The sequence below is a fragment of the Rhizobium sp. PEPV16 genome, assembly GCF_008919455.1.
GTDB lineage: Bacteria > Pseudomonadota > Alphaproteobacteria > Rhizobiales > Rhizobiaceae > Rhizobium > Rhizobium leguminosarum_Q.
In genome coordinates this window covers 85,313-99,339 of the sequence record NZ_VSZV01000354.1, presented here as the reverse complement: position 1 = coordinate 99,339, position 14,027 = coordinate 85,313, and the positions used below count along the sequence as shown (strand labels likewise).

The following is a 14,027-nucleotide window of genomic DNA, read 5'->3' as shown; positions in this document are numbered from 1 at the left end:
CAGGTCAGTTTGAATCGGAGGCCGAAGGCCTCTGCAGGTTGTTGAGGCGAGCGTAAAGACCGTCGCTGACCTTCGCAAGCGTCTCGTGATTGCCTTCCTCGACGACGCGGCCCTGCTGCATGACGACGATCTTGTCGGCGCGCACCACGGTCGAAAGCCGATGGGCGATGACGACGACGGTGCGTCCGCTCATCGCTTCGTCGAGCGCTTTCTGCACGGCCGCCTCGGATTCGGTGTCAAGGGCCGAGGTCGCCTCGTCGAGAAGCAGGATCGGCGCATTGCGCACCAAAGCGCGCGCGATCGATAGCCGCTGGCGCTGGCCGCCCGAAAGCGTCACGCCGTTTTCGCCGACCGGTGTCTCGTAACCCTGCGGCTGTGCCGAGATGAAGTCATGCGCATAGGCAAGCCGGGCGGCCTCTTCCACCTCGGCATCGGTCGCTTCCGGCCGGCCATAGCGTATATTGTCGCGGATCGTGCCCTCGAACAGATAGGGCTGCTGCGAGACATAGGCGAGCTGCTGACGCAGCGACTTCTTGGTGATGTGGGCGATGTCCTGTCCGTCGATCAGGATTTCGCCCTCGCGCGGATCGTAGAAGCGCGGAATGAGGCTGATCACGGTGGACTTGCCGGCGCCGGAGGGACCGACCAGCGCAGTGGTCGCGCCGCCCTCGGCGGTGAAACTGACGCCGCTAAGCACGCTCTCATTGCCGTAGGCGAAGGAAACATTGCGGAATTCGATCCTTGCCTGCGTCACCGTCAGCGGCCGGGCATCCGGCAGGTCGCGCTGGCGCGGTTCCATGTCGAGCAGTTCATAGATCATCCGCGCATTCACGACGGCGCGCTCCATCTGCACCTGCAGGCGGGCAAGCCGGCGGGCCGGGTCATAGGCGAGCAGCAGCGCCGTGACGAAGGAGAAGAAGGCGCCCGGCGGCACATTGAAGTAGATCGAGCGGTAGGCGGCATAGGCAAGCACGCTGGCGACGGCAAAACCTGCGAAGCTTTCCGTCAGCGGAGAGGTGCGTTCGGAAAGCCGGGCAATCCGGTTCGCCCGGCTTTCGGCGCCCTTGATGAGCTTGTTGACCTTGCGTTCCAGTTCTTCTTCCATCGTGAAGGCTTTCACGATGGCGATGCCCTGGATCGTCTCCTGCATGGCGCCGAGAACGTGGCTGTTCAGGTGCACGGCCTCGCGGGTCGCCGAGCGCAGCCGCTTGGAAACATAGCGCAATGCATAAAGCAGCGGCGGCGCCATGATGAACACGGCAAGGCTGAGCAGCGGATCCTGGATGATCATCACGGCGAGCAGCGAAACGAAGGTGAGCAGGTCGCGCACCGTCGAGGTGATCGTCAGGTTGAGCACGTCGCGGATGCCGCTGACATTCTGGCTCACCTGCGCAGCGATATGGGCCGAGCGCGCCTCGCTGAAGAAGCCGACCGAAAGCGTCATCAGATGCGCATAGAGCCGGCGCTGGTAACGGGCGACGATATCGTTGCCGACCCTGGAAAGCGCCACCGCCTGGCCATAGCTCGCAAAACCGCGCAGCACGAAGGCGATGAAGATCGAAAGACAGATGATCCAGACGACGTCGGCGCGCCGATTGGCGAAGGCCTCGTCGATGATTGCCCGCATGATCCAGGCGGTAAACGCCGTCGAAAGCGCCACCACGATGAGGCAGGCGATCGCAAAGACATAGCCCCACAGATGGTCGCGGCCGTTTTCAGCGATGATGCGCTTCAGGATGCCGGTTACGGTATCGCTGCTGACGCTCTGCGTTCTGCTTTCCGCCGCTTCCAAATAGGGTTTCCTGTCTCGGGCTAAGCGCCCCGCGAGGGCGACACGCACTTTTGCCGGGGTCTATAAAGAGTTGGGACCGGTTTGGCTAGAGCGCCGCGCGTCCGGATGGGACGCGCCAAGAACGCTCTATTGCCTTGCATGCCGAGCTTAACGCCGCCAGCGGCGGCCTTCCGTCGAGACGCCGAAATTCGCCGGCATGCGCGCATAGGAGGAAAGCCCGGCAAGCGCCGCCAGCGGATGTGTCACCACATAGGTCGGGATGGTGCGAAGCAGCGCCGTATGCGGCGCCTTGTCCTCGAAGGCGATGCGGAATTCCTGCTTCTTCAGCGCCGGGATGATCTTCTGCGAAATCCCGCCGGAGAGATAGACGCCGCCGCGCGCCATGAACACCATCGCCATGTCGCCCGCCACGCGGCCGAGATAGGTGGCAAACAGCGAGACGGTCTCTATGGCTGCCTTGTCGCTGCCGGCAAGCGCGTGCGAGGTGATGTCGGCGGGATCCTTCATCGTCGGCTCGATGCCGTCGACCACGCAGATGGCGTGATAGAGGTTGACGAGGCCGCGCCCGCAGAGAATCTGCTCAGCCGAAACGCGGCCTTCGATCGTCTCGATATGCGGGAAGATTTGATAGTCACGCTTGCTGCGCGGCCCGAGATCGACATGGCCACCTTCGCCGGGAACCGGGATCCAGCTGTGCTGGGCATGCACGAGCCCGCCGACGCCGAGGCCGGTGCCCGGTCCGAGCACGACGCGGGAGGCGATCATGTCGCCGGTGGCGTCGCCGATGCGTTCGCGGTTTTCATCCGAAAGCGCGGCGATTGCCAGCGCCTGCGCCTCGAAATCGTTGACGACGAGCACATCCTCCATGCCGAGGCCCTCGATCATCGTCTTCGGCCGCACCACCCAGTCGCAATTGGTCAGCGGGATCTCGTCGTCGTTGATCGGGCCGGCGACGGCGAGGATCGCCGAGCGCGGCTGCACGGCGGTCTTGTCGAGCACGCCTTGCTGGATCGCTTCGTCGATCGTGGCAAAATCCGCCGTGCGCACGTTCGGAAACTGCTTCGGCTCGGCGTAGGCATCGGTCAGGATGGAGAAGCGGGCATTGGTGCCGCCGATATCGCCGATCAGGATCGGGAAAGGCAGCGGAGCGGTGCTGTTGTTCGGTTTTGGCATGGCCGGTTCCGTGCTGATCAGGCTTCGAGTGTGGGAAGAAGTTTTATAGCGGTCGCGTGGTTGAGCGCCATCGGAATATCGTAAACGATCGCCAGCCGCATCAGCGCCTTCACGTCGACATCGTGCGGCATCGGCGTCAAGGGGTCGACGAAGAAGATCAGGGCGTCGACCTCGCCGGTCGAAATCAGCGCGCCGATCTGCTGGTCGCCGCCGAGCGGTCCGCTTTTCAGCCTGACGACGTCAAGATCGGGAGCGGCGTCGAGCACCCGCCCGCCGGTCGTGCCGGTGGCGACGATCTTCCAGCGCGAGAGAAGATCCTGGTTGGCGCGGGCGAACGCCGCCATGTCGTCCTTCTTCTGGTCATGCGCGATCAGCGCAAGGCATTTGCCGCCGGCCATGAAGTGAATCTCCGCCCCAACAATTCAATCGATTTGACCGCTGTATACCAAGAATTTGCGATTTGAAAGACAGAGCATCCGCCCCTTCATTGGATCGCCGGCTTGTCGTTCGGAACTGGGCCGACATCCGGTAACGCGCCATCGGTGCCCTCAGCCGACGCGGCTGCCGGAGCGGCGGCGAGCGCGCTTGCGGCGGAGGGTCCACCATAGGTGGCGGCCTGCATCGAAGCAACGGAAGCGGCATTGAGCACGGCGGCGCAAGCGTTGGGCAGATCGGTGACCATCATCTCACGCGGCGGCTTCGGCGGCTTGGCGCCGGGCTTGGGCGGTTTCGGCGGCGCCCAAGGCGCCGGCGTGAACCAATAGGCGAGCGACTTGTCGCAGCCGTCGCCGGCGGGGACAGGAGCTTGCGGCGTGCATGCGGCAGCGCCCGAAGGGCATTTGATGCGGATGTGGAAATGCGAGTCATGGCCGTATATCGGCCGGAGCTTACCAAGGTTGGTGCGGTCGCCGGCCCAGGTGTCGCACATTTTCTTCTTGATCGCCGGATTGACGAAGATGCGCTCCACTTCGGGATAGCTCGCCGCGAGCATCAGCAGCCGCGCGTGCGATTGCGTCCACACCTTGGGGTCGACGGTCAGGAACTTGCCCTTCTGCAGCATGGTGGTGAAGGGCAGGTCCTGGCGCTCCTCGGCCGTCATGCGGCGCGCCGGCATCGGGCTAAACCAGATATCGGCATCGAGGCCAATCTGGTGCGAGGAATGGCCGTTGAGCATCGGCCCGCCGCGTGGTTGCGCGATATCGCCGACAAGGATGCCCGGCCAGCCGGCATATTTGACCGCATCCTGCGAAAACCGCTCCAAGAGCGCGATCATGGCCGGATTGCCCCAGCGACGGTTGCGCGAAAGCCGCATCGCCTGCCAGGTCGGCCCGTCGGTCGGCAGCGCCACCGCACCCGTCATGCAGCCCTTTGCGTAAAAGCCGATCGGCTGTGCCGGCCCCTGCGTCGGCAGGCCGACGGCGCCGAACTGCCCCTTGGCGCTGCCCGGGCTCGGCGTCTTCTGCTCAGCGCCGACGTCGCCAACGGCAAGGCCTGCGCCGATCGCGCCGGCCAGCGCCAGTGTGCCTAATGTCCTGAAAGCCTGGGCGAAGCCGAAAGCCATGCTGTTCCCTTAATTCGATGTCGAAGTGATCTGCACTCGAATCTATCCTGAAAAGCGATTTTGGTGAATCGATGATTTGCTGGACGGGCGCAGCAGGGGCCGGTGACGGAACGCCGCAGCGCCTCAGGCATTGACAGGAGCTGACCTTTGACGGGAGCTGGCGGCTCAAAATGTCGCGAGCCCGGCAAAAACCAGACTCTCTCCTGTTTTTCGCCCCTATTTCTCGTATTGTCGTATCCATCAATATTCAGGGGAAATGGGAATGGCGGCTTTGTGGTCGAAAATCGGTCTGTTTCTGTCGCTTGCGGGTGCTCTGGCGCCGCGGACGGCATTGGCTGAGGGCCAGCCGTTTCAGATCGGAAGCTCGGTCATCAGCGAGATGAAGTACAAGCCGGGCTTTACTCATTTCGACTATGTGAACCCTAATGCCCCGAAGGGTGGAGACCTCCGCCTCTCCGCGAGCGGGGCCTTCGACACCTTCAACCCGGTACTTGCCAAAGGCCAGGTGGGAGTAGGCCTGACGCTCGTATACGACACCTTGATGAAGGCGGCAGATGACGAGCTGCTTGTCTCCTACGGCTTGCTCGCCGAAGGGCTGTCCTTCCCCGCCGATGTCTCGAGCGCAACCTTTCGCCTGCGTAAGGAGGCAAAATGGGCAGATGGTCAGCCGGTCACGCCCGAGGATGTCATCTTCAGCCTGGATAAGACCAAGGAATTAAATCCCCTCACGGCGAACTATTACCGCCACGTGGTGAAAGCCGAAAAGACCGGCGATCGCGACGTCACCTTCACCTTCGACGAGAAGAACAACCGAGAGCTCCCGAATATTCTCGGTCAGTTGGTGGTCGTGCCGAAACATTGGTGGGAGGGGCAGGGACCAGACGGCAAGCCACGCGATATCTCAAAGACGACGCTGGAGCCCGTGATGGGTTCGGGACCTTACAAGATTGCTTCCTTCTCCCCCGGCGCGACGATCCGCTACGAATTGCGTGACGATTATTGGGGCAAGGACCTCAATGTGAATGTCGGCCAGAACAATTTCCGCAATGTCATCTACACCTATTTTGGTGATCGGGACGTCGAGTTCGAAGCCTTTCGCGCCGGTAATAGCGACTACTGGCAGGAAACCACGGCTGCCCGCTGGGCGACGGGATATGACTTTCCGGCAGTGAAGGAAGGGCGTGTCAAGAAAGAGGAGGTTACAAACCCGCTGCGCGCCACCGGCATTATGCAGGCTCTCGTACCCAACATGCGACGTGACCTCTTCAAGGACACCAGGGTCCGCGAGGCGCTGAACTATGGTCTGGATTTTGAGGAGTTGAACCGCACGGTTGCCTTCAACAGCTACAAGCGCATCGACAGCTATTTCTGGAACACCGAACTCGCCTCATCAGGCCTGCCGCAGGGCCGTGAGTTGGAAATACTGCAGAGCATGAAGGACAAGGTTCCGCCTCAGGTTTTCACGACGCCGTATACCAATCCCGTCGGCGGCGACCCTCAGAAAAGTCGCGACAATCTCCGCAAGGCGATTGCTCTTCTGAAGGAAGCGGGATGGGAGCTTAAGGGCAATCGCATGGTCAATACCAAGACCGGCCAGCCGATGAGCTTCGAGATCCTGTTGTCGAGCCCGATGCTGGAGCGCTGGGCGGTGCCTTACGCCAGCAATCTGAAGAAAATCGGCATAGATGCGCGCGTGCGGACGGTCGACGCCTCGCAAGCCGTCAATCGCGAACGCAGCTTCGATTACGACATGATCTGGAATGTCTGGGCGCAGACGATGAACCCTGGCAACGAACAGTCCGACTATTGGGGCTCCGGTTCGGTCAATCAGCAGGGGTCTCAAAATTACGCAGGCATTGCCAATCCGGCTGTCGATGAGCTCATCCGCATGATCATCTTCGCGCCGAACCGCGATGAACAGGTCGCGGCGATCAAGGCGATGGACAGGGTACTGCTTGCAAACCACTACGTCATCCCGCTGTTCTACCGCGGTACCCAGAACATCGTCTATTGGAACACGATCACCCATCCCGCCGAATTCCCGGCCTATAGCCTGGGCTTCCCCGATGCCTGGTGGTCGACCTCGGCGAAATGAGCGGGCTTGCATTGAAGGCGGCCTCGGCTCCAAATGGGGCAAGCGAATCACGACAAGCCGGTACGGCCGGCAAGGGAAGGCTGGCGGATTGAGCAGCATCGGACTGGACGGCAGGCAGACAAGAAGAAGATTTCCGGAGGCTGAAGGCTGATGGGCGCCTATGTCATTCGCCGCCTGCTTCTGATGATCCCGACCATCGTCGGCATCATGGCGATTTCCTTCATCGTCATTCAATTCGCACCGGGTGGCCCGGTCGAGCAGGTGATCGCCCAATTGACCGGCCAGGCCGATGGCGCCGATCAGCGCCTGTCCGGTGGCGGTGACCTGATGGGTGACGGAGGAGGGGACGAAGGCTCCAGATATCGCGGCGCCCAAGGGCTCGATCCTGAACTGATCGCCAAGCTCGAAAAACAGTTCGGCTTCGACAAGCCGCCGCTGACGCGTTTTGGCGAGATGATGTGGAATTACATCCGCTTCGATTTCGGCGAGAGCTTCTTCCGCAACACCTCCGTGCTCGACCTCATCAAGGAGAAGCTGCCGGTGTCGATCTCGCTCGGCATCTGGATCTTGATCTTCTCCTATGCGATCTCTATCCCGCTCGGCATTCGCAAGGCGGTCAAGGACGGATCGACCTTCGACGTCTGGACCTCGGGCGTCATCGTCGTCGGCTACGCCGTCCCGAGCTTCCTCTTTGGCATTCTGCTGATCGTGCTTTTCGCCGGCGGCTCCTTCTACGATTGGTTTCCGCTGCGGGGCCTGGTTTCCGACAATTTCGATCAGCTCGCCTGGTGGCAGAAGCCGCTCGATTATTTCTGGCACCTCACCCTGCCGCTGATCTCACTTTCGCTTGCAGCCTTCGCGACGACGACCTTGCTGACCAAGAATTCCTTCATCGAGGAAATCAAGAAGCAGTATGTCGTCACCGCCCGCGCCAAGGGTCTGAATGAGCGGCAGGTCCTTTACGGCCATATTTTCCGCAATGCCATGCTGATCATCATCGCCGGTTTCCCCGGCGCCTTCATCTCCGCCTTCTTCACCGGATCGCTGCTGATCGAAAATATCTTCTCGCTCGATGGCCTCGGCCGTCTTGGCTATCTCTCTGTGGTCAACCGGGATTATCCGATCGTCTTCGCCACACTCTACATCTTCTCGCTGCTCGGTCTGTTCGTCAGCTTGATTTCCGACCTGATCTACACCTGGATCGATCCGCGCATCGATTTCGAGCGGAGGGATGTCTGATGGACGCCGCCGCAAATCCTGTCACTGCAACCCCCGTCAAGCCGCCGCGCAAGGGGCTGTTGTCGCCGACGAACATCCGTCGCTGGAAGAATTTCCGGGCGAACGGCCGCGGCTACTGGTCGCTGTGGCTGTTCCTGCTGCTGTTCGGGCTCAGCCTGTTTGCAGAGTTCCTCGCCAACGACCGGCCGGTCATCGCCTCCTACAAGGGCGAAATCCTGTTTCCCGTGCTGATCGACTATCCCGAGGAGAAGTTCGGCGGCTTCCTGGCAGAAACCGACTACCGCTCCTCCGTCATTGCCGACGAGATCAACGCCAATGGCTGGATGATCTGGCCGCCGATCCGTTATTCCTACCGCTCGGTCAATTCGAACATTCCGCATTCGGCGCCGACCGCCCCGTTCTGGCTGATGACGAACGAGGAGCGTTGCTCCGGCTATCCGCAAGGGATGAACGATCCCGCCTGCACTCTCGGCAATCTCAACTGGCTCGGCACCGACGACCAGGCCCGAGACGTGCTCGCCCGCGTCATCTATGGTTTCCGCATATCGGTGCTCTTCGGCCTGGCGCTCACCATCTGCTCGGCGATCATCGGCGTCACGGCAGGTGCGGTGCAGGGCTATTTCGGCGGCTGGACCGACCTCCTGCTGCAGCGTCTCATCGAAATCTGGTCGTCGATGCCGGTGCTTTACATCCTGCTGATCATCGCCGCCATTCTGCCGCCAGGCTTCTTCGTGCTGCTCGGCATCATGCTGCTCTTTTCCTGGGTCGGTTTCGTCGGCATCGTGCGCGCCGAATTCCTGCGCGCCCGCAATTTCGAATATGTCCGCGCCGCCCGCGCGCTCGGCGTCAACAACCGCACCATCATGTGGCGGCACATGCTGCCGAACGCCATGGTCGCGACGCTGACCTTCCTGCCCTTCATCCTCTCCGGCTCGATCACGACGCTGACCTCGCTCGATTTCCTCGGCTTCGGCATGCCGCCGGGCTCCCCTTCGCTCGGCGAAATGATCGCCCAGGGCAAGACCAACCTGCAGGCGCCCTGGCTCGGGCTGACGGCCTTCTTCACCATGTCGATCATGCTTTCCCTGCTGATCTTCATCGGCGAAGCCGTGCGCGATGCCTTCGATCCGAGGAAGACGTTTCAATGAGTGACATGACAGAACCGTTGCTTTCCATCCGCGATCTCTCGGTTGCCTTTCATCAGGGCGGCGAAACCTCGCTTGCCGTTGATCACATTTCTTTCGATATCGCCAAGGGGGAGGTCGTTGCGCTCGTCGGCGAATCGGGCTCCGGCAAATCGGTCTCGGCCAATTCGATCCTGCGGCTTCTGCCTTACCCCTCCGCAAGCCACCCGTCCGGCGAAGTCCTGTTCAAGGGCAAGGACCTCTTGAAGGCGTCGGAGCGGGCCCTGCGGGAAGTGCGCGGCAACGACATCACCATGATCTTCCAGGAGCCGATGACCTCGCTCAATCCGCTTCATACGATCGAGAAGCAGATCGCCGAGATCCTCGCTCTGCACCAGGGCCTTACCGGCCAGCCGGCGCGTGAGCGCGTGCTGGAATTGCTGAACCAGGTCGGCATCCGCGAACCGGAAAAGCGGTTGAAGGCCTATCCGCACGAACTGTCAGGCGGGCAGCGCCAGCGCGTCATGATCGCCATGGCGCTCGCCAACCGGCCGGAGCTGCTGATCGCCGACGAGCCGACCACGGCGCTTGATGTCACCGTGCAGGCGCAGATCCTCGAATTGCTCCGGCAGTTAAAGGCCGTCCACGGCATGTCGCTGCTGTTCATCACCCATGATCTCGGCATCGTCCGAAAATTCGCCGATCGCGTCTGCGTCATGACCAAGGGCAAGATCGTCGAAACCGGATCCGTCGACGAGGTCTTCGCCAATCCGAAGCACGACTATACCCGCCACCTTCTCGCCTCCGAACCACGCGGCGAGCCGCCGCTGGCCGATCCGTCGAAACCATTGGTGATGGAAGGTTCGGATATCCGCGTCTGGTTCCCGATCAAAGCAGGGCTGATGCGCCGCGTTGTCGATCACGTAAAGGCGGTCGACGGCATCGATCTTTCGCTGCGCGCCGGCCAGACGCTCGGCGTCGTCGGCGAATCCGGTTCCGGCAAGACCACGCTCGGCCTGGCGCTCACCCGGCTGATCTCCTCGCAAGGGCGAATTGCCTTTGTCGGCAAGGATATAGCCGGCTATTCGTTCAGCGAAATGCGGCCGTTGCGCAACCAGCTGCAGGTCGTCTTCCAGGATCCCTACGGCTCGCTCAGCCCCCGCATGTCGGTCGGCGATATCGTCGCCGAAGGGCTGAAGGTGCATGAGCGATCGCTGACATCAGAAGAACGCGACCAGCGCGTCTGCTGGGCGCTGGAGGAGGTGGGGCTTGATCCCCTAACCCGCTGGCGTTACCCGCACGAATTCTCCGGCGGCCAGCGCCAGCGCATCGCCATTGCCCGGGCCATGGTGCTGAAGCCGCGCTTCGTCATGCTCGACGAGCCGACCTCCGCGCTCGACATGAGCGTGCAGGCGCAGGTGGTCGATCTCCTGCGCGATCTGCAGAAGAAGCACGATCTCGCCTATCTCTTCATCAGCCACGACCTGAAGGTGGTGAAGGCGCTCGCCAACGACGTCATCGTCATGCGTTTCGGCAAGGTGGTGGAGCAGGGACCGTCGGCGGAAATTTTCCGCGCGCCGAAGGACGATTACACAAGGGCGCTGATGGCCGCCGCTTTCAACATCGAGGCGGTGCCGACGCCCGCCGTGCAGCAATAAAAGAAGATCATGCCCACCACGCCTCCCGTTCTCGTCGATATCAAGTTCAACCCCGAAGGCGTCGCCCGCGTGCTGAAGACCGCCTTTGCCGACCGCGGCAGCATCAATCTCGCCGATCCGGCCGATCGGACACGCGATTTCCGCGACGTCGAATATGCGCTTCTCTGGAAACCGGATGCCGATCTCTTCAAACGGGCGCCGAACCTGAAAGTGATCTTCTCCGGCGGCGCCGGCGTCGACCACATCATCGGCATGGCGGGCCTGCCTGAGATCCCGATCGTCCGCTTCGTCGACCGCAGCTTGACGACGCGCATGAGCGAATGGGTGGTCATGCAATGCCTGATACATCTGCGCGGGCAATACGCCCATGACAGCCATCAGCGGCAGCGTGAGTGGGCCAAGCTGATCGCGCCGGAGGCGGCAGAAGTGACGGTCGGCGTCATGGGTCTCGGCATTCTCGGGCAAGATGCGGCCGCCAAGCTGAGAGTGATGGGTTTCAACGTCATCGGCTGGTCGCGCAGCCGTAAGCAGATCGCCGGCGCCGAAACCTTCGATGCCAGCGAGTTGGATAATTTCCTCGCAAGGACCGACATCCTCGTCGGCCTGCTGCCGCTGACGCCTGAAACATCAGGCTTTTATGACGCCGGGCTGTTTGCGAAGCTGCGCCGCAACGGCGCGCTCGGACGGCCAGTCTTCATCAATGCCGGCCGCGGCAAGAGCCAGGTCGAGGCCGATATCGTTTCCGCCATCCGTGACGGCACTCTCGGCGGAGCTTCCCTCGACGTCTTCGAGGTGGAGCCGCTCACCGCCGACCACCCGTTATGGGAATTGCGGAACGTCTTCATCACGCCGCACGACGCGGCCGTCTCCGAAGAAAACGCGCTGTTCCGTCATGTCGAGACGCAGATCGCCCGTTTCGAGCGCGGCGAGCCGCTGCAATTCGTGGTCGACCGCGCCGCCGGCTATTGAGCTTTCGGAACCTTCCAGACAGCCACCCGTTTCCTTTGCGGAAATTCTTCGCGGCCGGATCGGCCCGTCAAGACAGCGGAAGGAGACGATGATGGCCCATCAGACGGAAACACGCTGGGAAAAGTCGGACGGCAAACTTCACAAGGAAGAGCAGATCCCGCCGGTGAAGGCAAGGCAGGGACGCATGGGTTATCGCATCTTGACCGTGCTGATCGTCGCGTTGGTGCTTGCCTTCGTGGTTTGGATCCCCGTCGAAATCTGGGGTAATCGCGAGGCAGACGAAGTGGCACCGCAACAGCCGGGTCAGCAGCTCCAGTCGCAGCAGCCTGCTCCGGCTCCCGCGCCGGCGCTACAGAACGGTACTGCCGTTCCGACCGAAACGCCGAACACCACGCCGGCCGCTCCGAATGTGGCGCCTGCAACTCCGGCCCAATAATCGTGAGCAAAACCATGTTCACGTCCCGTCGCCACACCGCGGCGGGACGTTCATTGTTTTGTCTGGACTTTAGTCGCCGATTTTTCGATAAGAAGGCGCACGAGCCGGTTTTGTGCGCCGGCTGGGAACTTGGCAGTACCCGGGGATTTGGCAGCACCTGACCGGAGTGGACAGGGCGGGAGTTTGATGGCCAGGACCGACATCGCAAGACGCGTCTACAATCACGCCTGGAAACTCGATCCGATCATCCGCAGTCTGATCGATACCGACTTCTACAAGCTTTTGATGCTGCAGATGATCTGGAAGCTTTATCCGGACGTGAATGCTTCCTTCACCCTCATCAACCGCACCAAGCGGGTGCGTCTGGCCGAGGAGCTCGACGAAGGCGAGCTGCGCGAGCAGCTCGATCATGCCCGCACGCTGAGGCTTTCCAAGAAGGAAATGATCTGGCTTGCGGGTAACAGCTTCTATGGTCGCGCGCAGATCTTCGAACCGGAATTCCTTGCCTGGCTTTCCAATTTCCAGCTTCCCGAATACGAGCTGTCGAAGAAGGACGGCCAGTATGTGCTGGATTTCCACGGATCGTGGAAGGAAACCACCATGTGGGAAATCCCGGCGCTCGCCATCGTCAACGAGCTGCGCTCGCGCTCGGCGATGAAGGCGCTCGGTCCATTCACCCTCGATGTGCTCTATGCTCGCGCCAAGGCGAAGATGTGGTCGAAGGTCGAACGGCTGAAGGAATTGCCGGGCCTGCGTATCTCCGATTTCGGCACTCGCCGCCGCCACAGTTTCCTCTGGCAGCGCTGGTGCGTCGAGGCGCTGAAGGAAGGCATCGGCCCGGCCTTTGCCGGTACCAGCAACGTATTGCTGGCTATGGATTCCGATCTCGAGGCCGTCGGCACCAATGCTCACGAGCTGCCGATGGTGGCTGCCGCCCTGGCCGAAACCGACGAGCAGTTGCGCAACGCGCCTTACAAGATCCTGCGCGACTGGAACAAGCTCTATGGCGGCAACCTTCTGATCGTCCTGCCGGATGCCTTCGGCACCGCTGCTTTCCTGCGCGACGCACCGGAATGGGTCGCCGACTGGACCGGCTTCCGCCCGGACAGTGCCCCGCCGATCGAAGGCGGCGAGAAGATTATCGACTGGTGGAAGAAGATGGGCCGCGATCCGCGCCAGAAGCTGCTGATCTTCTCCGACGGTCTCGATGTCGACGCCATCATCGATACCTACCGGCATTTCGAAGGCCGCGTGCGCATGAGCTTCGGCTGGGGCACGAACCTGACGAACGATTTTTCCGGCTGCGCGCCGATCGAGATCTCCGGCCTCAACCCGATCTCCGTCGTCTGCAAGGTCAGCGACGCCAACGGCCGTCCGGCGGTGAAGCTCTCCGACAACCCGCAGAAGGCGACCGGCGACCCGGCCGAGGTCGAACGCTACCTGAAATTCTTCGGCGCCGAGGACAGGATCGATCAGACCGTTCTGGTGTAGGTCTGGGCCAATGTGCCGCCATCCCGGGGCATATTGATGTGCCCCGCCATCGCATCCTCGATCGACCAACCGAAGCGCCAGGCGTCGAACATCGAGTACCATTCCTGGAAATCGGCAATCGGTAGGATATCCGGCTTCGACATCGGATTGTCGGCCAGACTGCGGCCACGCGCACGGTCCCGTGCGCCACGCTCCTGCATCTCAAGCAGAGTCTCGAACATCGTTACCCCCCTCTTTATTCAGATTTATGCAATCATTCTAATAAAGCATTGTCGAGTCCGGATGCGACAATTCGGGTTTTTCACAGGATTAGCCCCAATTCGCTAGTTCAGGGGATGATGAGGTCGCAGCCGTTCCGGGTCATTTCATCAGACAAACAGAGCATGGCGGCGTCCGAGAGCCGCTCATGCGCTTCGCCATCACGCACAACGAGCACCGGTGACGGGGAGGCTCGGCTTCCTGGCTGGGGTCCGCCGCCGAGCCTCCTGG

The 14,027-nt window shown here is 61.7% G+C and carries 12 protein-coding genes; 7 read left to right on the top strand and 5 right to left on the bottom strand.

From position 1 onward, the window contains the following. Positions 1-4 precede the first annotated feature (4 nt). The 4 genes from FY112_RS33360 to mepA all read right to left on the bottom strand — a co-directional run bounded on the left by FY112_RS33360 (position 5) and on the right by mepA (position 4,526). On the bottom strand, positions 5-1,792 hold the full coding sequence (locus FY112_RS33360) for an ABC transporter ATP-binding protein (RefSeq protein WP_017962779.1): 1,788 nt from the start codon (positions 1,790-1,792) through the stop codon (positions 5-7). Between the two features lie 147 nt (positions 1,793-1,939). Continuing rightward, positions 1,940-2,965, bottom strand: coding sequence for a glucokinase (locus FY112_RS33355; protein ID WP_151520288.1), 1,026 nt, complete (start codon positions 2,963-2,965; stop codon positions 1,940-1,942). A gap of 17 nt (positions 2,966-2,982) precedes the next feature. Next, complete coding sequence (locus tag FY112_RS33350) at positions 2,983-3,363, bottom strand: methylglyoxal synthase (RefSeq protein WP_017962781.1); 381 nt, start codon at positions 3,361-3,363, stop codon at positions 2,983-2,985. A gap of 86 nt (positions 3,364-3,449) precedes the next feature. After that, positions 3,450-4,526 carry a penicillin-insensitive murein endopeptidase gene (gene mepA / locus FY112_RS33345; RefSeq protein WP_151520287.1) on the bottom strand — a complete coding sequence of 359 codons (1,077 nt, stop codon included), beginning with the start codon at positions 4,524-4,526 and terminating at the stop codon, positions 3,450-3,452. 262 nt (positions 4,527-4,788) lie between these two features. On the opposite strand from mepA, the gene FY112_RS33340 reads away from it, so the two are divergent. The 7 genes from FY112_RS33340 (at position 4,789) to pncB (ending at position 13,538) form a co-directional block, all read left to right on the top strand. Next, complete coding sequence (locus tag FY112_RS33340; protein ID WP_151520286.1) at positions 4,789-6,621, top strand: extracellular solute-binding protein; 1,833 nt, start codon at positions 4,789-4,791, stop codon at positions 6,619-6,621. A gap of 150 nt (positions 6,622-6,771) precedes the next feature. Then, positions 6,772-7,860, top strand: a complete 1,089-nt coding sequence (locus tag FY112_RS33335) for a microcin C ABC transporter permease YejB (protein WP_017962784.1) — start codon at positions 6,772-6,774, stop codon at positions 7,858-7,860. Further along, entirely contained in the window at positions 7,860-9,008 is a 1,149-nt protein-coding gene (locus FY112_RS33330) for an ABC transporter permease (protein ID WP_151520285.1), read from the top strand. Before FY112_RS33335 ends, FY112_RS33330 begins: the two co-directional genes overlap by 1 nt. Then, positions 9,005-10,642 carry an ABC transporter ATP-binding protein gene (locus FY112_RS33325; RefSeq protein WP_151520284.1) on the top strand — a complete coding sequence of 546 codons (1,638 nt, stop codon included), beginning with the start codon at positions 9,005-9,007 and terminating at the stop codon, positions 10,640-10,642. Before FY112_RS33330 ends, FY112_RS33325 begins: the two co-directional genes overlap by 4 nt. A 9-nt stretch (positions 10,643-10,651) precedes the next feature. Further along, positions 10,652-11,611: a glyoxylate/hydroxypyruvate reductase A gene (locus FY112_RS33320; protein ID WP_151520283.1), complete on the top strand. Its 960-nt coding sequence runs from the start codon at positions 10,652-10,654 to the stop codon at positions 11,609-11,611. Positions 11,612-11,699: 88 nt separating this feature from the next. Beyond that, a complete protein-coding gene (locus FY112_RS33315; protein WP_017962788.1) occupies positions 11,700-12,047 on the top strand; it encodes a hypothetical protein in 348 nt (115 codons plus the stop codon). A 186-nt stretch (positions 12,048-12,233) separates the two neighbouring features. Next, on the top strand, positions 12,234-13,538 hold the full coding sequence (gene pncB / locus FY112_RS33310) for a nicotinate phosphoribosyltransferase (protein WP_003544452.1): 1,305 nt from the start codon (positions 12,234-12,236) through the stop codon (positions 13,536-13,538). Here the strand turns inward: pncB and FY112_RS33305 are convergent. Next, on the bottom strand, positions 13,520-13,759 hold the full coding sequence (locus FY112_RS33305; protein ID WP_151520282.1) for a CrpP-related protein: 240 nt from the start codon (positions 13,757-13,759) through the stop codon (positions 13,520-13,522). The two genes, pncB and FY112_RS33305, sit on opposite strands and share 19 nt — an antisense overlap. Between the last annotated feature and the right edge of the window lie 268 nt (positions 13,760-14,027).